Annotated in this window: 21 protein-coding genes; 7 read left to right on the top strand and 14 right to left on the bottom strand. The window is 59.5% G+C overall.

Features of this window, described 5'->3' with window-relative positions:
• Positions 1–3: 3 nt before the first annotated feature.
• Entirely contained in the window at positions 4–207 is a 204-nt protein-coding gene (locus ACFWW4_RS20160) for a dodecin family protein (RefSeq protein ID WP_393927634.1), read from the bottom strand.
• Between the two features lie 211 nt (positions 208–418).
• Here ACFWW4_RS20160 and ACFWW4_RS20155 point away from each other — a divergent pair, with 211 nt between their 5' ends.
• The gene (locus tag ACFWW4_RS20155) at positions 419–3,085 is read left to right on the top strand and encodes a tetratricopeptide repeat protein (protein WP_411892481.1); all 2,667 of its coding nucleotides are present in this window, start codon (positions 419–421) and stop codon (positions 3,083–3,085) included.
• 10 nt (positions 3,086–3,095) lie between these two features.
• Here ACFWW4_RS20155 and ACFWW4_RS20150 read toward each other — a convergent pair whose 3' ends face one another.
• Positions 3,096–3,677: an SOS response-associated peptidase gene (locus ACFWW4_RS20150; protein WP_411892480.1), complete on the bottom strand. Its 582-nt coding sequence runs from the start codon at positions 3,675–3,677 to the stop codon at positions 3,096–3,098.
• The gene (locus ACFWW4_RS20145) at positions 3,678–4,361 is read right to left on the bottom strand and encodes an arylesterase (RefSeq protein ID WP_411892479.1); all 684 of its coding nucleotides are present in this window, start codon (positions 4,359–4,361) and stop codon (positions 3,678–3,680) included.
• On the opposite strand from ACFWW4_RS20145, the gene ACFWW4_RS20140 reads away from it, so the two are divergent.
• Genes ACFWW4_RS20140 through ACFWW4_RS20130 form a run of 3 tightly spaced genes read left to right on the top strand, consistent with a single transcriptional unit; the run spans position 4,360 to position 8,098 of the window.
• Complete coding sequence (locus tag ACFWW4_RS20140; RefSeq protein ID WP_411892478.1) at positions 4,360–5,052, top strand: ABC transporter ATP-binding protein; 693 nt, start codon at positions 4,360–4,362, stop codon at positions 5,050–5,052. The genes ACFWW4_RS20145 and ACFWW4_RS20140 overlap by 2 nt on opposite strands.
• On the top strand, positions 5,049–7,547 hold the full coding sequence (locus ACFWW4_RS20135; protein ID WP_411892477.1) for an ABC transporter permease: 2,499 nt from the start codon (positions 5,049–5,051) through the stop codon (positions 7,545–7,547). The genes ACFWW4_RS20140 and ACFWW4_RS20135 overlap by 4 nt, the downstream gene beginning before the upstream one ends.
• Positions 7,544–8,098: a gamma-glutamylcyclotransferase gene (locus ACFWW4_RS20130; RefSeq protein ID WP_411892476.1), complete on the top strand. Its 555-nt coding sequence runs from the start codon at positions 7,544–7,546 to the stop codon at positions 8,096–8,098. Before ACFWW4_RS20135 ends, ACFWW4_RS20130 begins: the two co-directional genes overlap by 4 nt.
• Here the strand turns inward: ACFWW4_RS20130 and ACFWW4_RS20125 are convergent.
• Genes ACFWW4_RS20125 through gltX form a run of 3 tightly spaced genes read right to left on the bottom strand, consistent with a single transcriptional unit; the run spans position 8,069 to position 11,081 of the window.
• Entirely contained in the window at positions 8,069–9,460 is a 1,392-nt protein-coding gene (locus ACFWW4_RS20125) for an MATE family efflux transporter (protein WP_411892475.1), read from the bottom strand. The genes ACFWW4_RS20130 and ACFWW4_RS20125 overlap by 30 nt on opposite strands.
• Positions 9,461–9,769 (bottom strand): hypothetical protein, encoded by a 309-nt coding sequence (locus ACFWW4_RS20120; protein WP_411892474.1) that lies wholly within the window; start codon positions 9,767–9,769, stop codon positions 9,461–9,463.
• A complete protein-coding gene (gltX, locus tag ACFWW4_RS20115) occupies positions 9,762–11,081 on the bottom strand; it encodes a glutamate--tRNA ligase (RefSeq protein ID WP_411892473.1) in 1,320 nt (439 codons plus the stop codon). The genes ACFWW4_RS20120 and gltX overlap by 8 nt, the downstream gene beginning before the upstream one ends.
• Positions 11,082–11,400: 319 nt before the next feature.
• On the opposite strand from gltX, the gene ACFWW4_RS20110 reads away from it, so the two are divergent.
• Entirely contained in the window at positions 11,401–12,312 is a 912-nt protein-coding gene (locus tag ACFWW4_RS20110) for an MBL fold metallo-hydrolase (RefSeq protein WP_411892472.1), read from the top strand.
• A 24-nt stretch (positions 12,313–12,336) separates the two neighbouring features.
• On the opposite strand, the gene ACFWW4_RS20105 is transcribed toward ACFWW4_RS20110, so the two are convergent.
• From ACFWW4_RS20105 to ACFWW4_RS20085, 5 genes are all read right to left on the bottom strand, one after another.
• A complete protein-coding gene (locus ACFWW4_RS20105; protein ID WP_411892471.1) occupies positions 12,337–12,765 on the bottom strand; it encodes a DUF1801 domain-containing protein in 429 nt (142 codons plus the stop codon).
• A gap of 68 nt (positions 12,766–12,833) precedes the next feature.
• Positions 12,834–13,418: a hypothetical protein gene (locus ACFWW4_RS20100; protein ID WP_411892470.1), complete on the bottom strand. Its 585-nt coding sequence runs from the start codon at positions 13,416–13,418 to the stop codon at positions 12,834–12,836.
• Positions 13,405–14,211: an alpha/beta hydrolase family esterase gene (locus ACFWW4_RS20095; protein WP_411892469.1), complete on the bottom strand. Its 807-nt coding sequence runs from the start codon at positions 14,209–14,211 to the stop codon at positions 13,405–13,407. Before ACFWW4_RS20095 ends, ACFWW4_RS20100 begins: the two co-directional genes overlap by 14 nt.
• A gap of 63 nt (positions 14,212–14,274) precedes the next feature.
• On the bottom strand, positions 14,275–14,868 hold the full coding sequence (locus tag ACFWW4_RS20090) for a hypothetical protein (protein WP_411892468.1): 594 nt from the start codon (positions 14,866–14,868) through the stop codon (positions 14,275–14,277).
• Positions 14,861–16,525: an NAD+ synthase gene (locus tag ACFWW4_RS20085; RefSeq protein ID WP_411892467.1), complete on the bottom strand. Its 1,665-nt coding sequence runs from the start codon at positions 16,523–16,525 to the stop codon at positions 14,861–14,863. Before ACFWW4_RS20085 ends, ACFWW4_RS20090 begins: the two co-directional genes overlap by 8 nt.
• A gap of 160 nt (positions 16,526–16,685) precedes the next feature.
• On the opposite strand from ACFWW4_RS20085, the gene ACFWW4_RS20080 reads away from it, so the two are divergent.
• On the top strand, positions 16,686–18,092 hold the full coding sequence (locus ACFWW4_RS20080) for an MORN repeat-containing protein (RefSeq protein WP_411892487.1): 1,407 nt from the start codon (positions 16,686–16,688) through the stop codon (positions 18,090–18,092).
• Between the two features lie 104 nt (positions 18,093–18,196).
• On the opposite strand, the gene ACFWW4_RS20075 is transcribed toward ACFWW4_RS20080, so the two are convergent.
• The 3 genes from ACFWW4_RS20075 to ACFWW4_RS20065 form a co-directional block, all read right to left on the bottom strand.
• Positions 18,197–19,033, bottom strand: a complete 837-nt coding sequence (locus tag ACFWW4_RS20075) for a polysaccharide deacetylase family protein (protein ID WP_411892466.1) — start codon at positions 19,031–19,033, stop codon at positions 18,197–18,199.
• A 206-nt stretch (positions 19,034–19,239) separates the two neighbouring features.
• On the bottom strand, positions 19,240–20,766 hold the full coding sequence (locus ACFWW4_RS20070) for a cryptochrome/photolyase family protein (protein WP_411892465.1): 1,527 nt from the start codon (positions 20,764–20,766) through the stop codon (positions 19,240–19,242).
• Entirely contained in the window at positions 20,760–21,422 is a 663-nt protein-coding gene (locus ACFWW4_RS20065; protein WP_411892464.1) for an SDR family NAD(P)-dependent oxidoreductase, read from the bottom strand. Before ACFWW4_RS20065 ends, ACFWW4_RS20070 begins: the two co-directional genes overlap by 7 nt.
• A 60-nt stretch (positions 21,423–21,482) precedes the next feature.
• Here ACFWW4_RS20065 and ACFWW4_RS20060 point away from each other — a divergent pair, with 60 nt between their 5' ends.
• Entirely contained in the window at positions 21,483–22,244 is a 762-nt protein-coding gene (locus ACFWW4_RS20060; RefSeq protein WP_411892463.1) for a hypothetical protein, read from the top strand.
• The last annotated feature ends 69 nt before the right edge of the window (positions 22,245–22,313 follow it).

Below are 22,313 nucleotides of genomic sequence, written 5' to 3'. Positions count from 1 at the left end.
CGTTCAATCCTGCAGGACGAAGGTCACTTTCATCACGACCCGATATTCGTCCACCTCACCATCCTTGACCGTCACTTTCTGATCGGCAACCCAGGCCCCGGTGATCCCCTTGAGCGTTTTGGATGCCTTTTTGATCCCGTTCTCGACCGCGTCATCAAAGGATTTCGACGAAGATGCGATGATTTCGGTGACTTTTGCGACTGACATTTGGTTTCCTCCCACCAGTGTTGATGATCCAGCTTACCTGAACGGCCTTGTATGGCCAATCCTTTCGCTGCGCCCAACTTCTCGCGACGTCATCCCGCCTGTTGTAACCCGTGGCAGGGTTTTTTGCGAAAACACAACGCTGCGGTCTTGCATGGGACGCGCTTGTTTGATTTCTCGGACATGTCATCCATGCAACTTTAACGGTATTAATATGAAGACCTTTTTGACAGGCGCTGTTGCCGCCATTGGGCTGGTATTGGTCATTGGCCGCGTCGGGTTGGCATTATTGGGAACGCCAGCGGACGATACAGTTGTTGTTGATGCCGCAGAACCCAGCCCGCCGACCGCGATTGTCAAAGAGATTAATGAGCCGGTTCCGGTAGCCGAGCAGGCGCCTGCAGAGCCGCCTGCGCCCGTTGCACCTATTGTGGCAGACATCCCCCCTTTGACACTTGATACGCTGCGCGCCCGTCGCGCTGATGTTCTGGAAAGACGCCAGGTCGCGGCAGAGGCGGCCCTTGCCGCCGAAATCGCGATGCATCAATCCCATGCTAATAATGTCTTGCTGCCGGAGCGCGATCAGGATTTCACCGAAGATCGGCGCGCCATTGCGGCGACACTGCGCGAAGGCTGTGCCAATGCTGATCCAGATGCCTGCGCCGGTTTGGCCCGGATGTATGAAGATGGCGGCGGGGTGTGGTCCGACGCACCGCTCGCTGTTTCGCTGAGTTTTCTGGCCTGTCAGGCCGGATCGGATCAAGGCTGCGTGCAGTTCAGCAGGGCCCCCGTGATCGAGACTTACGGCTATGCTGGTTCATTTCCGCACGTTGCGCATTTCGAGAAGAGGTGCGCAGAGGATCACGCCGAAAGTTGCGCGGCAATGGCCTTGCGCCACAGATTTGGGATCGAAAACGTCCTGAAGGACGAAGACTTGGCCGAAACCCTCTATCGCAAGGCCTGCGATCTGGGCGATGCCGGATCATGTGACCAGATTGGTGAAACTGCCGCCGCCGTTGCCATCTTTCAGGCGTCCTGCGCGCAGGATGATGCCGCCGCATGTGCCGGTCTGTCCCGCAAACTCCGTCAGAATGGCGAGGATGGGCAAAGCCTGGAAGCGGCGTTGAAGGCCTGCGATCTTGGATCAGGACAGATGTGCCGCGATATTGCCGAAAGATATGCCGAGGGCAACGGCGTGGCACAGGATGCCGCGCGGGCGCTTGATTATCGGCTGAGGGCCTGTGATCTGGGTCAGCGGTCTGGTTGCCTGGCCGCAGCCGGGCAATATGAGACGGGTGATGGCACGCCGGTGGACCTTCAACGCGCGGAAGCGATGTTTGGCCAGTTTTGCACGGTCAGTGACGATGGCGAAGGCTGCGCACAGCAGCGTAGAATTCACATGGCCTCGGTCGATGTCCTTTCCGCTGAAGCCGACGCGCCGTTGGCCGATAATCCAGATGCCGCCGGAAAGCGACAGGCATGCACCGATGGTGATGCTGCTGCATGTACCGATCTTGGCAAGATGCATCGGGCGTCGTTCGCGGAAACATCCGCCCATGTTGCAGCCGGCCTGTTTGATCATGCCTGCACGCTGGGCGATGCGGATGGGTGCGCCAATCACCTGCGCGGATTGCGCGGTGAAGAAGCTCGCGCGCTTGCCACGCAGCTTTGCGACGCAGGTGTTGAGGCGGGTTGCCTATGGATCGCAAGTTTCGACCAAACGCTGGACGGGGCAGAGCGTTTTGCCTTGCTCGAGGACGGCTGTGCGGCCGGTCAGCTCGCTTTATGTGATCGCCTTGGCATCGCCCGTTTGTATGGCGGGCGGTATTCTGACCATAACGTGCCAGTTGATGTTGACCTCGCGTTGGCCCTTGCCGCCCAGACCTGCGACGGCGGACATGGTGGAGGCTGCGCAACGCTGGGCCTTAGCAAAGATCCCGACATCAATAATGACGAGTGGGGCCATGTTCCAAAGGATGCTGCAGCGGCCCTTGCGCTTTATGAACGAGGATGTGCCTTGGACGATAGCCGGGCCTGCCAGATGCTGGGTTATGCCCAATCTGAAAGCGCAACGACCCCGGCGGAATGGGATGCGGCCTATCACACCTATCGCAAGTCCTGCATGCTTTCAGGTGATTGCGAGGACATGCAGCGCGCGGCCATCATGCGCGACCGCGCGGAACTGAAGGCGGAACATGGCATGTTGGGGGCGGCCCTGCTGGAACGCTACGATGATTTTGTGGCACCCTATCACGGACGTGTCCGCCGCGCCCGCCGTGGCTGTGCCGCAGGTCAGGGCCATGATTGCATCTTGCTGGGTGACTACTATTACCGGGACTATGCATCGGGTAGCAGTTGGGGCCTTTTGCACAACGCGTCCGACCGCGAACTTGCCCGTGCGCTTTATCTGCAGGCCTGCGAATTGGGCGACCCGATGGGCTGCTGGACCTATGCTGACAGTCATACCGGCATCGGTGACGAAACGGATTACGATACGGCCCTGACCTATTTCACCAGAGGCTGCGACGCGGACCATGGCCTATCCTGCCAGAGTGCGGGCTATATCCATGAATTGGACAAGGATGACGAGGCGACCGCCGGGCTGTTCTATTCCAAGGGCTGCGATCTGTGTGATGTATATGCCTGTGACAGCTTGTCAGGCATCAATGACATTCCGGATGACGCGCTGATCGCTGAATACCGGTTGCGCGCCTGTTTGAATGCCGATGGGCTGGCCTGCGAATTTCTGGCAGGTGACTACCGGGCAGGCCGCAACGGTTTGCCGAAGGATATTGAGGTCGCCAAGGAATTGTTGCGCTATGGATGTGAAGATGGGGATGAGGATTCCTGCTCGTTTCTTGATCGCATCGCCAATGAATGACAGGCCGCCATCACGCCCCGTCCCAATCAACCTCATCAGCCTTTTCGACCTGCAGGGTGCCGTCAGGATAGGGTTTCATCATTTCTTTGGCAGTCACCTCGTCGCAGCCAAACCACTGATCCAACTGGTTTTCTTCAAGGATCACACCCATTCTGTGATGGATATCGCGCACATCCGCTGAGGGTTCACAGGTGATGGTCGCAACCTGATACACCTGCACCCCGCCCGGTCCGTTCCAGATGTCATAGATCGCGGCAAACCACAGCAACGCGCCATCCTTGCGGCTGATCCGCCACGGCTGCTTGCGCCGCTTCTCTCCGGTCCATTCGTACCAGCCTTCCACCGGGACGGCGGCCCGTTTCACATCCTGAAAGGCGGATTTGTCAAAGACCGTTTCGGAGCGCGCGTTGACGATGGTTTCCATGACAGGGCGTCCTCTAGCATTGACCCGGCCCACGGGGATCAGCCCCCAGCGCATGTGCTGCGCGCCGGCCTTCGTCAGGGTGATCACCTCTTGTCCCGGCGCGATGTTCATCCTTGGTGGGTCGGTGATCCCTGCGGCGGGGCGCGTCAGGAAAAACCGGCCCGGCATTCAATCCACCGCCTCGACCAGTTCCAGAATGCTCGGCCCAATGGCCGCGACGATCACCGCTACACCTTCCTTGTTGGGATGGATGCCATCGGCTTGCATGAACTCTGCCATGCCCTCCTGCATTCCTGCGACCGCCCGCAGCCCGTCAAAGAAACCGGCATAGAGTGGCACATCGTATTTGGCCGCCAGATCGGTATAGATCGCGTCAAATTCTGTTTTGTAATCAAGCCCGTAATTGGTGCCCGCCTTCAGGCCGACCAGCAGCATCTCGACCCCGGCCTCTTGCCCTGCGGCCAGAACACCATCCAGATTGGCCCGGCTGACGGCAGGATCAATCCCGCGCAGGTAATCATTGCCGCCCAGCGTGACGATCATCGCATCCACATCCGGCGTCAGGGTCCAGTCCACGCGCGACAGCCCCCCAGCCGTCGTATCGCCGGAGACACCCGCGTTCATCACCGTCACATCGGCCCCCTGCCCCTGCAGCCATGCCTGCAATTGCGGCACGAAACCTTCACCCTGGGCCAGCCCGTACCCCGCAGTCAGGCTGTCGCCCAAGGCCGCAACCGTGACGGTTTCTGCCCGGGCGATACCGGTTGTTATCAAAACCGCGATAACCAGCTTGCTGATATGACAAAGCGCCCCATATGCAAATGAAACAAACCGACCCGAGGCAGCCTGCATGACCGACCCCGTTCTTTCGATCTCTGACGCCAACCTGTCACTCGACGGCAATGCAGGTCGCGTGGACATCCTGCACGATATCTCACTGGATGTGGCGGGGGGCGAGACATTGGGCCTTGTCGGGCCAAGCGGGTCGGGCAAATCGTCACTCCTTATGTTGATGGGCGGGCTGGAACAGGCCACATCCGGCACGATCAGGGCACTCGGCCAGGATCTTACGGATATGAACGAGGACCAGCTAGCCCGCTTTCGCAGGAACAATATGGGGGTGGTTTTCCAATCTTTCCACCTGATCCCGACAATGACTGCATTGGAGAACGTGGCAACCCCGCTGGAACTGGCGGGGGCGAAGGATGCGTTTGATCGGGCCGAGGCCGAATTGCGCGCCGTCGGGCTGGGCGACCGGATTGATCATTACCCCAGCCAGATGTCAGGCGGCGAACAGCAGCGTGTTGCCCTTGCCCGCGCCTCGGCCCCCCGGCCCCGCCTGCTACTGGCGGACGAACCCACCGGCAATCTGGACGAAGCCAACGGGCAGGCGATCATCGAACTTCTGTTCGATCTGCGTGACCGCCATGGGGCGACCCTGATCATGGTGACCCACTCGGGTGAACTGGCCGCGCGGTGTGACCGGGTGATCCGCCTGCGCGACGGGCGCATTGATACGCCGCTGGCAAAGGCTGCCGAATGAATGTCGCGTTCCGGTTTGCCCTGCGCGAATTGCGCGGGGGCCTGCGCGGGTTTCGTGTGTTCCTGGCCTGTTTGGCACTGGGTGTCGCCGCGATTGCCGCTGTGGGCACCGTGCGCGCCGGGATCGAGGCAGGGCTGCAACGCGACGGTGCCGCCTTGCTGGGCGGCGATGCCGAGGTGGAATTCACCTACCGCTTTGCCCGCGAGGATGAGCTGGCATGGTTGCAATCCATTGCCGAGGATATCTCGGAAACGGTTGATTTCCGGTCCATGGCCGTTGTGGGTGATGAACGCGGGCTGACCCAGATCCGGGCCATCGATGATGCCTATCCGCTGATTGGTGCGGTGCAGCTGGACCCGGACATGCCGCTTGATCAGGCACTGGTTGATTATGGCGGGGTGATGGAGCGGGTGTTGGTGGACCGGTTGGGTCTGACCCCCGGCGATACATTCCGGCTGGGCGAGCAAGAATTCACACTGCGCGCCATTCTGGACCGCTACCCCGACAATGCCGCCGGTGGTTTCGGGCTGGGCCCGCGCACCATCATACTAACCGACGATCTGGCACAATCAGGATTGCTCGCCGAAGGCACGCTGTTTTCCACGCAATACCGGCTTGATCTGCCCCCCGATGCCGATCTGCAGGCGCTTGAAGATCAGGCCGAAGCAGAGTTTCGCGACAGCGGTTTACGTTGGCGCGATAGCAGGCGTGGCGCCGGCGGTGTCGCGCAATTCGTGGACCGGATCGGGGCGTTCCTGATTCTTGTGGGGCTGTCTGGCCTTGCCGTCGGTGGCGTGGGCGTATCTGCCGCAGTACGTGCTTATCTGGCGGGTAAGACCGGTGTGATTGCCACGCTGAAAACGCTCGGGGCCACCCGCCGGATCATCTTTCTGACCTATTTCATACAGGTGGGTGTGCTGACATTGGCCGGGGTCGCGCTGGGGCTGCTGCTCGGGGCCGGTCTGCCGGTTCTTTTCGCCCCTCTGATCGAGGCGCGCCTGCCCATCCCGGCAGAGTTCGCGATCTATCCGCGACCGCTGGTCGAGGCCGCGATATATGGTCTGCTGGCCGCCCTCATCTTTACTCTCTGGCCATTGGCCAAGACCGAAGATATCCGCGCCGCCACCCTTTTCCGTGATGCCTTTGCCGGGTCGCGAACACTGCCCGGTCTGCGCTATCTGATTGCTATCGTCGCACTGATTGCCCTGCTGATAGGCGCTGCAATCTGGTTTTCCGGCACCGCCTTCCTGACCCTTTGGACAGCGGGCGGGATTGCGGGCGCGCTGTTTGTTCTGGTGATCGCTGCATTCATTATCCGCTGGACCGCACGGCGATTCCGGCGCCCGGCCCGCGGCCGCCCTGCCCTGCGGCTGGCCTTTGGCGCGATTGGTGCGCGTGGGGGTGAAACGACATCGGTCGTCTTGTCGCTTGGCCTTGGTCTGACCGTGCTGGCCGCTGTCGGCCAGATTGACGGCAACCTGCGCAGTTCATTCTCTGATGATCTGCCAGCTGTCGCTCCCAGCTATTTCTTTGTCGATATCCAGCCTGACCAGATCGACGGGTTCCGCGCGCGTCTGGATGGCGACCCTGCCGTCAGCCGCGTTGACACAGCGCCGATGCTGCGCGGCATCATAACCCAGATCAACGGACGCCCCGCCGAAGAGGTCGCAGGTGGCCACTGGGTCGTTCAGGGCGACCGGGGTATCACCTATGCCGGTGTGCAGCCCAAGGGGACTGAAATCACCCAGGGCGCATGGTGGCCCGAAGGCTATACCGGCCCGCCCCAGATCAGCTTTGCTGAGGAAGAAGCGCTGGAGATGGGGCTTGAACTGGGCGATACGCTGACCATCAACGTGCTGGGCCGCGACATTACCGGCGAGGTCACAAGTTTCCGTAATGTCAGTTGGGAAGACGCCGGGATCGGCTTTGTGCTGGCGATGAACGAAAGCGCGCTGGCAGGCGCGCCGCATAGCTGGATTTCAACGGTCTATGCCGAAGAAGAGGCCGAGGCCGCGATCTTGCGCGATCTGGCGAGCGCCTATCCCAACATCACCGCGATCCGGATCCGTGACGCGATTGATCAAGTGATCGAACTGGTCGGCGGTATTTCGGCGGCGACACGCTATGGCGCGCTGATCACCTTGGTCACCGGCTTTCTGGTGCTGATCGGGGCCGCAGCGGCCGGTGAACGGGCGCGCACCTTTGAATCGGCGGTGCTGAAGACGCTGGGGGCTTCGCGCCGCCGGATCATGACTAGCTTTGCGTTGCGGGCCGCATTGGTGGGGCTGGCTGCCGGGATCGTGGCGCTTGGCGCGGGCATTCTGGGCGGCTGGGCGGTGGCCACCTATATCATGGAAACCGGCTATACCGTGATCTGGTCCAACGCGCTGGCCATCATCGGGGGCGGCGTCATGGCGTCGCTGCTTGCAGGGCTTGCCTTTGCCTGGCGTCCCCTTGCCGCAAAGCCGGCGCAGGTGCTAAGAGCACGAGAATGAGCGACCCCGCATTCTTTGGCTATGGCAGTCTGGTCAATGTGGCGACCCATGACTATGCCGATCCGCGCCCGGCCATGCTGCATGGCTGGCGGCGTGTCTGGCGCAAGACCAACCTGCGCGAGGCGGCGTATCTGTCGGTAGAGCCTGCCAATGACACGAGCCTGTGCGGGCTGATCGCCCGGGTGCCCGGTGCTGACTGGGCGCTGTTGGACGCCCGCGAGGCGGCTTACCACCGCCACGATGTCACGCCGGTCGTGCATCACAATGGGCCCAAAGCGCCTACCGCCGTCTATCAGGTCAAGCCGGAACATGCCGCCGATGAAGGCGACCACCCCATCCTGCTGAGTTACTTGGATGTGGTCGTGCAGGGCTATCTGCGGGTCTACGGCCATCAGGGCGTTACCGATTTCTTTCGCACCACAGTAGGCTGGAACACCCCTGTGCTGAATGACCGCGCCGCTCCGGTCTATCCGCGTCACCAGCCGCTGTCAGACAACGAGCGGGCGCTGGTGGACAGGCATTTAGCGGCGGTGGTGGAACAGGCTGAATAGGCGCGCCTGCCGCGCGAAGGGTTCACTGTCAGGCGCTTGACCCTGAACGGCGATCACCCGGCGCGCCAGAATGAGAGCGACACCGGCAAAGACCGCACCGCCCACATACTGACCGATCAGTACACCCGGCGCGCCATACCATGCGGCCCCCACCATCACGAACGGGATCGTGCCTGCCGTGTGCCGCCCCCAGTTGACAATTGTCGAATAGAACGGGTGGCCCAGATTGTTGAAGGCCGCGTTGGTCACAAAGATGACCCCGTTGAAAAAGAACATCAGCGACAGCGGCCCGGCAAATAGGAACACCAGCGTCAGCGCCATACCGTCCAGCTGGAACAGCATCACAAGCAGCGGGCGTGACAGAAAAAACAGGGTTGAAACGACAATGACGACAAGGGCCGTAAAGATCAGCCCGTCGCGGAACGCCCCGCGCACCCGGTGGGGCAGGTTCGCCCCGGCATTCTGCCCTATGATCGGCCCGATGGCGCCAGAGAGCGCAAAGATGATACCAAAGCCGACGGGCGTCATACGGGCGACGATGGCCATGCCTGCCACGGCATCTTCGCCAAATTCGGCCATGGCGCGGGTGACATAAGCCTGCCCAACAGGCGTAGCTAGCTGGGTCAATATGGCAGGCACGGCTATGGCCAGAATGGGCCGCAGATCAACCGTCAGGCTTTGTGGTGTTGGCCTGTCGAACCCATCATAATGGCGGATCAGCGGGATCAACGCGACCACGGCAATGACCAGCCGCGCGGCCACGCTGGCAAGTGCCGCCCCGGTCAATTCCAGATCCAGCCCGAAGATCAGGATTGGATCCAGCACGGCATTGACCAACCCGCCCCAGATCGTGGCCATCATTGCCCTGCGGGCATCACCATGGGCGCGCAGGATCGCCCCGCCGATCATACCGATCATCAGAAACGGCAGGGACGGGACGATGATTTGCAGGTAATGAACGGCGAGCGCTTTTGTTTCGCCCTCTGCCCCGAGCAGGGTCACAAAGAACCCGAGGTTCCACCAGACCGCAGCGGCAAAAAGTGCCCCGAAAACAACGCCGTAGATCAGCGAGTTGGTCGCTCGGCGACGCGCCTCTTCCGCCTCGTCAGCGCCCAGCGCACGGGCCACCAGCGCCCCCGCGGCGATCGCCATGCCGATGCCAAAAGAGGTTGTAAAAAACAGGATCGCCCCGGCATAGCCCACTGCCGCCGCCAGTTCTGCCTTGCCCAGCATCGAGATGAAGATCATGTCGACGAAATCGACCAGAAACACGGCCATCAGCCCGATAGAGGCTGTGAATGACATGACCGAGATATGGCGAAACAGGTTGCCCTTGGTAAATATGGCTTTATTATCAGCCATTTACGGGCGGTCGATCCGGATACCGAATGGAATTTCCTTGAGGCTCGACATCTGGTGAAAGCTCCGGCGTTGGACGTAGATGACCAGCGTATCGCCCGTCCGGACATCTGCCAAGTCAAAGGGCGGCGCGGTGATCCAGTCCATCCGCATATCCAGATGGCGCGCGCCTGCCGGTAGCTTGGCCTCCAACGTCTCGCCTGCTTTGATCCGCAGCAGTTCCGCCCCGTCGACCTGCACGATCAGTTTGCGGAATATGCCATAGAAGCCGCGTTCGCGGCGGATGGTGAAGGATTTGCTACCGTCAGACACCGGGCTTTGTTTGCAAAAGCGGCATCACATCGGCCATTTCTGGCCCCCGTTCGCGCCCGGTGACAGCCTTGCGCAAGGGCATGAATAATTGCTTACCTTTACGGCCCGTCGCCTCTTTCACCGCAGCCGTCCAGCTGCCCCATGTGTCTGCGGTATAGGGCGGGCTGTCGAGCAGGAAGAAAGCTTGTGCCACAAAATCCTTGTCTTCATCTGCCACCAGCGGGGTCGCCCCGTCGCGGAACATCTTCCACCACCCGGCCACGTCATCAAGCGTGGTGATGTTGTCACGCACCACGTTCCAGAAAGGTTCTGCCAATTCATCCGGCACGCCAGCCGATGTTAAAACATCGGCCACGTCGCCGCTGCTGAGGGTGCCAAGATAGCGCGCGGTGAGCGGTTTGAGATCTTCGGCATCGAATTTGGTGGGGGCAGAGCCGAATTTCGATAGGTCGAACCCGTCCACGACCTTTTGCACATCGGCCCGCAATTCCACCGGGTCCGATGACCCCAGCCGCGCCATCAGCGACAGGATCGCCTGCGGCGCGATCCCCTGTCTGCGCAAGTCGCGCAGCGCCAAGGTGCCGAGCCGTTTCGACAGCGCCTCGCCCTGTGGACCGGTCAGCAGGGAATGGTGGGCAAAGCGTGGCACAGCGCCGCCAAGTGCCTGAATAATCTGGATTTGTGTCGCGGTATTTGTCACGTGATCGGATCCGCGCACGATATCCGTGATCCCCATTTCGGTATCATCCACGACCGATGCCAGCGTATACAAAATCTGTCCGTCATTCTTGAAGAGAACCGGGTCGCTGACGGATGCAGCGTCAATGGAAATGTCGCCGATGATCCCGTCGGTCCATTCGATCCGTTCGTGATCGAGCTTGAACCGCCAATGCGATCCACGCTCGGCCCGGAGCGAGTTTTTTTCGTCCTCTGATAAGGCCAGCGCCGCCCGGTCATAGACCGGCGGTTTGCCCATATTGAGCTGTTTCTTGCGCTTCAGGTCCAGTTCCGTCGGCGTTTCGAAGCATTCGTAAAGACGGCCCATGTCGATCAGCTTCTGCTTGGCTGCCTCGTAGCGGTCCATGCGTTTGGACTGGTATTCCATCCGGTCCCAGGTGAGGCCCAGCCAGGTCAGATCTTCTTCGATCCCGGCGATATATTCGTCTTTGGAGCGTTCCTGATCGGTATCGTCGATGCGCAGGATAAAGGTGCCGCCGTTTTGCCGGGCGATGGCATAGTTGAACAACGCGGCGCGCAGGTTGCCGATATGCAGATAGCCGGTGGGGGATGGGGCGAATCTTGTGGTGGTCATGCGGACATTCCTTTGTTGCAGGGCTTTGAGCATGGCAACGTTCGGATGTCCAGTTTGGGCTGCGCAACACCCCGGTTTGGGCGAATCGCATGATCGCCAGTTAACACAGGGCTTTTGGCCAAAATGACCGATCGGCATCGCGTCGGCAAAACGTCGGACTTGCGTCGGACCCCTGAGGACAAATCGGCGGGTTTAACACAACGTGCGGTGCAAAGGTTAAGGCGGCGTTCATCTTTGCGCCCGCTCACGTAACCGTTCCTTGCCGCAGGTCTTGCAGGCGCTACCCTTACGTCACCTCAATACATGAAAGGTTGATCCGATGAAGCTGACCCGTCGCCAAACCCTGCTATCCGGTGCGGCATTGCCGCTTGCCGCTGCCCCTTCCCTTGCGATCGCAGATGGTCATACTGCCCCGGCCATGCCGACCCACCGCAACTTTACCCTGGGCGATTTTCGCGTCACGACCCTGCTAGCGGGCAGCCGCAATGTGGAGAACCCGCAGCAGATTTTCGGGATGAACGTGGATGCCGATACTTTTGCCGAGGTCAGTGCCGCCAATTTCATTCCCACCGATGCAGCCCAGTTCTTTTTCACGCCCACGGTGGTCAATACCGGGTCAGAGGTGATCCTGTTTGATACCGGGCTGAGCCCCGCAGGCACCCTTAGCGCGATGGAGGCTGCCGGTTACACCGCCGATCAGGTGACCCATGTGGTGATCACCCATATGCATGGCGACCATATCGGCGGACTGGCCGATGATGCCGGGGCCGAGACATTCGCCAACGCCGCCTATGTCACCGGGCAAGCCGAGTTCGATCACTGGGCTGGTGCCGAAAACGAAGGTTTCGAGGCCAAGGTGCGCCCGCTGGCCGAGAAGTTTTCATTCATCCAGCCTGGCGATGATGTGCGCGGTGGGATCACCGCCGTCGATGCCTTTGGTCATACGCCGGGCCACATGGGCTATATGCTGGAAAGCGGGGGCAAACAGTTGTTCCTGATGGCGGACCTTGCCAATCACTATGTCTGGTCCGTGGCCTATCCGGATTGGGAAGTCCGCTTTGACATGGACAAGGCCGCTGCCGCGGCGAGCCGAAAACGCGTTCTGGGAATGGCGGCGGCGGATCGTGTTCCGCTGATCGGTTATCACATGCCCTTCCCCGGCATGGGCTATATCGACACGCGTGGCGAAGGCGGGTTTCACTACGTGCCGCATAGCTATCAGCTGCTTTAAGAGCAGTGCGCCATCTGGGTTCGCTCAGGTGGCGCTGACCGGCCAGCGGCTGCCCAGATCATCCAGCCCGGCCTGCACGAGTTCCTCGACCACGCCCATGTCCACATCGGCGAGCTTGTTGATGTAAAGGCAGGATTTGCCAAGCTTGTGTTTGCCGAGCCGGTCCATGATGTGTCCGAAATCCGCATAGCCGGGCATAATGTAAAGGACGAGGTTGGCCTTGCGGGGGCTAAACCCCGTGGCCAGAAAATCACCCGTTCGCCCGCTTTCGTAGGTATAGTGATACTGCCCGTAGCCGATAATCGTTGGCCCCCACATGCGGGGCTGCCAGCCGGTGACCCGCCGGAACATGGCATCCAGCGTTTCGGCATCAGCACGGCGCGTCGGATGTTCGACGCCTGCGATAAAGTCGCTGACACTGACGGTGGTGGGTTGGGTCTTGTTTTCTATCATTGACGCCTCCTTACCTTGGGTCAGGATATCATGGGCGGATGAATTAACCAGTTTTCAACCTCGGCCGCCTATTCAGTTTGAAACGGAATGCCTGCGCGCACTTCCCAGATGCCAGTGTAGGCCCCCAGAACCGGGCTTTTGGTCTGGGCCAGATGTTTTCCCTTGTTTTCAAGTTGCATGGTGATCAGCCGCAGAATGTCGCCGGGTGTCCGATCAAGGAATGGTGTGTGGACCACATGGTCGCCCGTGGTGGCCGCGAAGCGCAGGCGGGTGTCCCGATGGGACGAACCCGTCTGCGTGACGCTGGTCAGATCATCCCAGGGGATCGTCACCGGCTTTTGCGCCCGCCCGTCAGGTTGGACGGTGATCGCGTCCGCAGTGATCGCGATCCGCAATTGCGGTGAAGGTCGATACAGAAGCGACCAGACCCCCAGCCCCAACTGCCCTGGCCCCGCAATCAGGAACAGGAGGTCACCAAAGTTGAACCGGGGCGGCCAAACAAGCGTGTAGAGCACGCAGAAAAACACACCCGATACGATCAGAATCAAGCTGGCCAGAAACGGCACCTTGCGATGCAAATAGATTCTGATGCTATCGTCGCTGGCCATGGCTGCAGGATAGGTCGCGCCCGGTCCGCGATCAATCGTCCGCAATCTGCCCCAGCGCCACGAACCGATCCCAGGCGTCGGCCACATAGGCCCGGCTGAAGGAATGCCCACCTTCGAACATGCAGAATTCAAGCACGTCGCCGGAGGCGTTTCTGTCACCCTTGCAGTCCAGACCCGGCCCTTGGCGACTGTAGCTTTCGCCGAACCCACCCAGATCGCGGTAGAATGCGAGCACCTCGGCCACGTCGCCTTGTTTGGTGTTGCCGATGGGTCGCCCGGTGAGCGGAACGGTCCGGTCGGCATCGCCATGCATATGGATGATGCTGGCCGCCGGGGCGGTACAGGTTTCGGGCGGTTCCAGCCAGAACGTGCCCGCCACCGGCGCAAAGCCACCCGCAAGATCAGGCCGCGCGCAGGCCAGGTTCCAGACCAGCATGCCGCCTGCGGAAAATCCGGTGATCATCACCCGATCATTGCCGAACCCGTATTTTTTTTTCAGATCGTCAATGACGGCGGCCACGTAGTTGAGGTTTGCGGTGCCGTCAGCGGCGTTCTGCCCCGGCGCATTGGGCAATCGCCAGTCATCGCCGGGCCCCGCATCGAGCGCGACAAACGCCAGCCCCATATCGGTTGCCATCTGTCGAAAGCGTGCATTGCGCATGGTGCCGTTTGCCGTGCCGCGATAGCCATGAGCGAAAAGGATGGCGCCGGTGGGACCATCTGCTGGCATATCGATCCGGTAGGTGCCGCCGGGCACGGTGCAGTCGGTTTGCACGCTACAGGCGACGGCACTGCCGGCTGACATCAGGACTGCAGCACCATATGCGAAAACTCTCATCGGACCCCCATGCATTTTGGCAAGTATTTCCGTCAGGCACCCGAGGCGCAAATCACGTCCCCGTCACCGTACCGGGTTAATCGGGCTCAAAGCCGGTCGTGTCGCCCGATCATAGGGCAGACCCTTGTGGACCTCCCATGTCGGGGCGTCGGCCCCATCTACAGCCAGCAGATGCCTGCGGGATTGTTCCAACTGCAATTCGATGCGGCGTATGATTTCATCGGCACTCTGGTCAAGGAAATGGGTTCTGAGGTCATAGTTTCCATCAGTGGTCTTGAAATGCAGACGACGGCGTTTTGTCTTTTCTGTGAATAGGGCGATTGATTTCAATTGGTCCCAGGACACGTTGATCCGCGCCTTACCCCAATCGTCAGGGACGATGGTGAAGCCGCCGGAAAAGATCGTCAGCCGGACAGGACGGTCAAATCCAAAATCACCCTTTTGGATGGCTGTGATCGCCCAAAGGATCGTAGCGAAGACGACCCCTGTCGCGATCACACTGAAAACAGTGGCGAATTCGTCGCCAATGCCATCCGGCGCAATCAGGATGAAAACAAAGGGGAATGCGAAGATGGCCAGCAAACCCGCCGCGCCCTTTGTATAGCTTTCGATCCGTCCAAAGCTCCAGACCTGGCGGACTTCGAAAGGGTCAGCCATTGTCCCGCCAGCGGTTTACAATCGGATAGCGCCGGTCGAGCCAGAAGGCCCGGTTGGACAGGCGCGGACCCGGCGCGGATTGGAACCGTTTGTATTCGCTGATGTAGATCAGGTGTTCGATCTTTTTGACCACGTCCCGGTCGTAGCCTGCAGCGACGCATTCGGCGACCGATGCCTCATCATCGACCAGCATTTTCAGGATACCGTCGAGGATGTTATAGGGCGGCAGGCTGTCTTCGTCCTTCTGATCGGGGCGCAGTTCGGCTGACGGGGGTTTGTCGATGATTGCGGTGAGGATCACCTCACCGCTCGGTCCTTGCATCCAGGGCCGATGATTGGCGTTGCGCCAGCGGCAGGTTTCGAACACGCGGGTTTTGTACATGTCCTTGATCGGGTTATAGCCGCCCGCCATGTCGCCGTAGATCGTGGCATAGCCCACGGCGACCTCTGACTTGTTGCCGGTGGTCAGCAGCATTTCACCGAACTTGTTGGACTGCGCCATCAGCAAGAGGCCACGTATGCGGGACTGGATATTTTCCTCGGTCAGGTCCGCCGGCATATCGCCAAAGAGGGGCGCGAGCGCTTCGGTTACGGCGGCGCGGGGGCCAGCGATGCTGACTGTGTCGTATTTGACGCCAAGCGCATTGGCCGCCGCCGCCGCATCATCAAGCGAGCTCTGGGATGTGTATTCGGACGGCAGCATCACACAGCGTACGTTGTCGGGGCCCAGCGCATCTGTTGCGATTGTGGCAACAATGGCGCTGTCGATTCCCCCTGACAGGCCCAAGAGCACCTTTTTGAAGCCCGTTTTGCGCATGTAGTCGCGCAAACCCTCAACCATGACACGATAGTCCTGTTCGATACTGTTTGGCAGCGTTGCCTTATTTCCGGCAATCGCCTCCCATCCCTGATCGGTTTTCTGGAAATCGACATGGACGATATTGCTGTCAAAAACAGACATCTGGACGGCCAGCTGACCGCCCGGGTTCAGCACGAAAGACCCGCCGTCGAAAACCTGATCATCCTGCCCGCCGACAAGATTGAGATAGACCAGCGGCACGTTGTTTTCGACAACGCGTGCGACCATCTTGTTCATGCGGATCGCGAATTTGTCGCGGAAATAGGGGGAGCCGTTGGGCACCAGTAATATCTCGGCCCCGCTCTCTGCCATCGCCTCGCAGACGTCCGGGTACCAGGCGTCTTCGCAGATCGGGCTGCCGATGCGCGGGCCGTCCGTGCCGATTGTATAAGGGCCCGAGATGCCGTCGCTTTTGAACAACCGCACCTCATCGAAGACGTTGAAATTGGGGAGGAAATGCTTGCGCATGGTGGCGATGATCTTGCCGCCGCTGAGGATGAAGTAGCAGTTATACAGACGGTCATCTTCGAACATTGGGCCGCCAATGGCCAGCGCAGGCCCATCGGCACAGTCGAGCGCAAGGGTGCGGATATGCAGCATGGCATCGGCGACAAAGGCGGGCCGGGCCACCAGATCCTGGGTCTGGTAGCCAGTGATAAACATCTCTGGCAGTGCGACCAGATCGGCATTCGCCGCGCGCCCGGCCTCCCACGCGTCACGGGCCAAAGCAGCATTCCCGGCGATGTCCCCCACCGTAGGATTTTGCTGTGCCATGGTTAATCGAAATATTTTTGTCATAGTTTTGTCCCAATGCGCTGCAATGGATGTAGCAGAAAGAAACGCGGTGGAAAGTCGATTGGCAGATGATGCGGCAATCGCAGACCTTAGGCGTTGTCAGGCTGTAACCCCTGAATTAGGCTGCGCGCCATTGGGGAGTGGATCGGAGAAACGAATGAATATGTTTGGATTACCAAAGACAGTGGCGGTGGCGATCATTGCGTCCAGTGTGGCCGTCGGTGCCCATGCGCAAACAGTCCAAACAAAACAATATGATGACGGGGGTATCTACGAAGGTACTTTTGTTGATGGCAAGCAGGATGGCACCGGCACATACCGCCTGCCGAACGGGTTTGAATATACCGGCGAATGGGTCGAAGGCGAGATTCGCGGTCAAGGCACCGCCCGCTTCCCCAACGGATCGGTCTATGAAGGCCAATTCGCCGCCGGAAAGCCCGAAGGTCAGGGTCGAATCACATTCACCGATGGCAGCACCTATGAAGGTGACTGGGTTGACGGAAATATGACCGGCAGTGGTGTGATGACCTATGCCAATGGTGTTGTTTACCAAGGCTCATTCCGCAACGCGATGCATAATGGCGTGGGCATCATGAGCAGCCCCGACGGCTATATCTACGAAGGCAACTGGATCAACGGCATCAAGGAAGGTGAAGGCAAGGTCACCTATGCCGACGGCTCTGTCTACGAGGGCACACTGGTTGCCGGTGAACGCCACGGTGTGGGCACCATGACCATGGCCGATGGCATCATCTATTCCGGCGAATGGGTGGACGGCAAAATCCAGGGTGTCGGCACCCTGACCCATTCCAATGGTGACGTGTATGAAGGCAACCTGATCGACAGCCGTCGCGAAGGCCAGGGCAAGGTCACCTATGCCAATGGCGATGTCTATGAAGGCGAATTCCTGAATGATCGCCGTCACGGCACTGGCACATTCCGCGGCACTGACGGCTATGTCTATGCAGGCGAATGGGTTGAAGGCAAGATCGAAGGCACCGGCGAAGTGACTTACCCTGACGGGTCAGTTTATGCAGGCCGCTTTGCCGACGATGTAGCCAACGGGCCGGGCAAGATCACCTATCCTGACGGGTCGATTTATGAAGGCAACTGGGAAAACGGTGTCATCAATGGCGAAGGCCGGGCGACCTATGTCAACGGGCTGGTCTATGAGGGCGAATTCCTGAACGGCAAGACCCATGGTCAGGGCAAGATGACCTATGACAATGGTTACGTCTATGAAGGCGAATGGGCCGATGGCCAGCGCAACGGCACGGGCCGGGCGACTTATGCCGATGGCACCATCTATGTCGGCGAATTCACCAACGGTCAGCGCGACGGCACAGGCGAGATCACCATGCCGGACGGCTTTAGCTATGTGGGTGACTGGGTGGCCGGTGAAATCAGCGGCGAAGGTACCGCCACCTATTCGAATGGTGACGTTTACGAAGGATCATTCGTGCGCAGCCGCCGCGAAGGCGAAGGTACGATGACATTCGCCAACGGTCAGGAAAGCACAGGCATCTGGTCAGACGGCGCGCTGGTATCCGAGACAAACGGCGGGAACTGATCACCTAAAAACAATGATGTGGCGCATGCTTGACGACAGGCGCCACTCATACCTGCCGTGTTGAGTTCCTTTCGCATTGTCTAACTTACGAGATCGGCAAGTTCCTATGGTTCACGTCCGACCACCTGCTTATACATGCTCGACATCGTGTGATATTTGATGGTGGTATTCGTTGCTTTGGCCACAGTTTCCATCTCGGCGATGTCTCTTTTGACTTCCTTCACGTCGGCCTGACTCGTGTCGTGACACAGAATAACCAACGATCCCGTTTTTGATGGCCGTTTCGGCAACGAAACCTCCATCATCTTTTTGGGTATCTGGGGTATGTTGTCAGTGCGCCCGGTGCCAACCCCGGCGGATTCTGCCTCCCAGCTTTGGACGCTCACCTTATCCGTACTGGCACCGCCCCACAGGTGCAGTCCCAGTTTCTTGATTTCAGCTTGCAACGATTTGAATTCCTTGGCGACGGTTTGCGTTGGACCTTTATCACCGGCCTGCCCCTTGATTATGTCGCGCGCCTTATCCGCCACACCGGTTTTCGCGCCAGCCATGACCAATCTTTGATTGATCTCAGTAAACAACCCATATGGCAGGCGAATGAATTTCACGCGCAAACCAGCCGTTTTCAACTCGTGATAAAATTCACCAAGATCTTCCAAGGCGCTATCCATCGATTCGAAAGAAGGCAGTTTACTGGATGGGAACCATGACAAATGATCCTTCTTTGGATGAATACCGTGAATGGCGACTTCGTGGCCGTGGGCGTTTTGCAATTTCTGATATATAGGCAGCCAGGGCTTTGTCAGATTGTTGCGCTGGATGTACCATGTGACTGGTATGCCGCGCTCTTTGAAGACATCGACCATGTCGTTGGTATGCTTGGTTGGTCCGTCATCGACCGTCCAAGCGATATGAAGAGTCTGTTTATTTCTTTCAGTCATAATGCACCAAATTCGATCTAAAATATATTAACTGATACTATAGCAAATCACGCGTAACGCGATACAAAACAGCCCATTCAATCTTGAGATGGGTCACATCCCCCCGCTCATAATGCGCGGCACAATCATCAAAGATCGGCGGAAAATCCGAACCATTCGTGATAATACTGCGTTTATTTTATTGCAGGTAAGGTATCATTCACGAATTAAACTGGCGCACCGTTGATCATTTTTTCCAACCATGCCTCAGCGTCTGACAACACGGTTTTCTGCCGCTCCTCATCCATCCGGTCCCATACGCGGTACATGTTCCCCATGCGCCCGTTGCTTTCAAACCGATCGCGGTGCCGGTCGAGAAAGTGCCAGTAGAGCAGGTTGAACGGGCAAGCGTTTTCGCCGGTTTTGTCCTTGACGCTATAGGCGCAAGAGCCGCAGTAATCCGACATTTTATGGATGTAGTTGCCGGACGAGATATAGGGTTTTGATGCGATGATCCCGTCATCTGCAAACTGGCTCATCCCGATCACATTGGGCGCCTCGACCCATTCATAGGCATCAGCATAAACGGCCAGATACCATTCATGCACCTCGCCCGGATCGACCCCGGCCAACAGGGCGAAATTGCCTGTCACCATCAGGCGCTGGATGTGATGGGCATAGGCTTCGTCCCGCGTCTGCACCACGGATTTGGCCATGCAATTCATCTTGGTTTCACCACCCCAATACATCGCTGGCAGCTTGCGATCATGGCCCAGCGCGTTGCGGGTCACATAATCCGGCCCTTCGCGGAAATAGATCCCGCGCACATATTCGCGCCAGCCGATGATTTGGCGGATGAAGCCTTCGACCGCGTTCAGCGGCGCATGCCCGTCTTTATACGCCTGCTCCGCCTTCTGACAAACTTCCAGCGGATCAAGCAGCCCCGCATTGATATAAAGCCCGATGATCGCGTGATAGAGGAACCGATGATCATTCAGCATCGCATCCTGATAATCACCAAACTTGGGCAAACCACCCTTGATCCAATGCGCCAGATGCTGCCGCGCCTGCCCGGTATCGGTGGCAAACCAGAACGGGCGGAGCGTGCCAAAATTGTCGCTGAAGTGGTCTTCGACAAGGTCGAGCACCTCCGCAACCACATCGTCGGGCGTAAACTGCATCGGCCCGCCGTAATCCACCTGATCCGGGGCCGGTTTGCGGTTGTCGTGGTCATAGTTCCACTTGCCGCCCTCCGGCTTGTCGCCATCCATCAGCAGGCCGGTTTTGCGACGCATATCGCGATAGAAATACTCCATCCGCAGCGCCTTGCGCCCATCCGCCCAGTCATCGAATTCCTGATGCGACGCGATGAACCGGTCATCCGGCAATTGATGCGTCTTCAGCGGCATGTCACCCAGCGCCTCGATCAGCCGCCATTCGCCCGGTTCGGTATAGACAACACCGGCGGCATCATATTCCGACGCACGGCGGATCAACTCACCGGTGATCGACCCGCAATTGTCGGGATCATCCAGCTTCGTATAGGCGACCTGCCAGCCATCATCGCGCAGCTTGGCGGCGAATTTGCGCATGGCGGCAAACAGAAACGCGATCTTCTTGGGGTGGTGGGGCACATAGTCCGCCTCATCGGCGACCTCGGCCATGACGACCACATCACTGTCCTTGTCGCATTTGCGCAAGGCGCTCAGCGACGGCGACAACTGATCGCCAAGAACCAGAACCAACCTCACCATGGGATCTCCTTGCCCGCATAATCAAAGAACCCACCCGATTGCTCAGGCGTCAGCCGCTTGATCACGCGCAACAGGTTCGCGGCGGCATCCTCTGCCGGGACGGTCTTGTGCCTGTCCGCGTATTTCGCGGTAAAGGGCGTTTCGACCGTGCCGGGATGCAGGGCCACGCAGATCGATTGCTTGTGCGACCGGCCCAGCTCAATCGCCGCGCCGTGGATGATCTGGTTCAATGCGGCCTTGGACGCGCGATAGGAATACCAGCCGCCGATCTGGTTGTCCCCGATGGACCCCACCCGCGCCGACAGTGTCGCCACCACACCGCGCCCGTCCTTGGGCAACAGCCGGGCCGCATGGCGCAGGATCAGCGCGGGGCCGATGGTATTGACGGCAAAAACCCGCGCCATGTCTTCAGCCTTCACCGCCGTCAGCGCCTTTTCCGGGGCACCCCACAGCGGGGCCAGAATACCCACCGCGATAAAGATCAGGTCAAACGGACCCTCCATCTGGGTCATGCACCGCTCTACCGTGTCGGCGCGGCCCACATCGAACCCGTCCTCGGACCGGGACAGCGTGGCAACCTGCCATTTCTGCCCTTCCAGATGCCGGGTGATCGCCCCGCCGATGCCCCCACTTGCCCCGATAATAAATGCGCGCATGCCTTCTCCTTTGACTTGGCGTGACCTAGCGCCACCTCATAAGGTGACAAGGAGGTTTCCATGCGCGCATTGCTCACCTGCCTGCCCCTGCTGGCCAGCCCGGCGCTGGCGCTGGAACTGACCTATATCGACAGCTACGACCTGAACCGGCCCGCCAGTCTGGACTATGACCCGACATTCTGTGGGCTGTGGATCGCCAATGAAGGGCCAGAGGTGACGCTGGTCACCCTGCAAGGCGACGAATTGCGCCGGTTCGGCAGCGACCTGTCCCGGATCAAGGCGATCACGGTGGAAGGTGACGCGCTTCTGGTGGCGGACGGGTTCGGCGGCTTTCAACGGCTGACCAAGGATGGGGTCGCCCTGGCCGCCCCGTTCCAGATCGGGCTTGCCTGGGCCGATACCGAAGGGCTGACGATTGACGCTGATGGCAGCATCATTATGGTCGAGGATGACCCCGAACGGATGACATGGCTGTCGCCCGACGGCACGATCATCCGCCAGATCAACACAATGGACCTGAACCCGCCCCTGACCGAGGCCCAGGGGATCGCCCGCGACCCGCGGACCGGGCATCTGTTGATCGTGGATGACTGGGAAGGGACGAACAGCCTTTACGAGTTTGACAGCGATGGTACGCTCTTGGGCACCACATCGCTGCTGCCCTATGGGAAGGATCCCGAAGGGATGGCCATCCGACCCGGATCAAACCAGATCTTCATCGCCTTCGACAGCGGGGCCAGCATCGCGTCATTCGACTACCAGCCGACACTGCCAGCCGGATCAGACCCGCTGCCACCCGGCCCCGACTGCCTGATGTTTTAGCACGACGGAGGGGTGCGCCCGACACTGGGCCGCAGGCCGTCTTGCAAAAGGTCCAGTGGACCTTTTGAG

Origin of the sequence: Yoonia sp. SDW83-1, from assembly GCF_046762885.1 — a bacterium.
Taxonomy (GTDB): Bacteria; Pseudomonadota; Alphaproteobacteria; order Rhodobacterales; family Rhodobacteraceae; genus Yoonia.
Note: the sequence above shows the minus strand (reverse complement) of the source record. Positions and strands in the feature narration are given on the sequence as shown.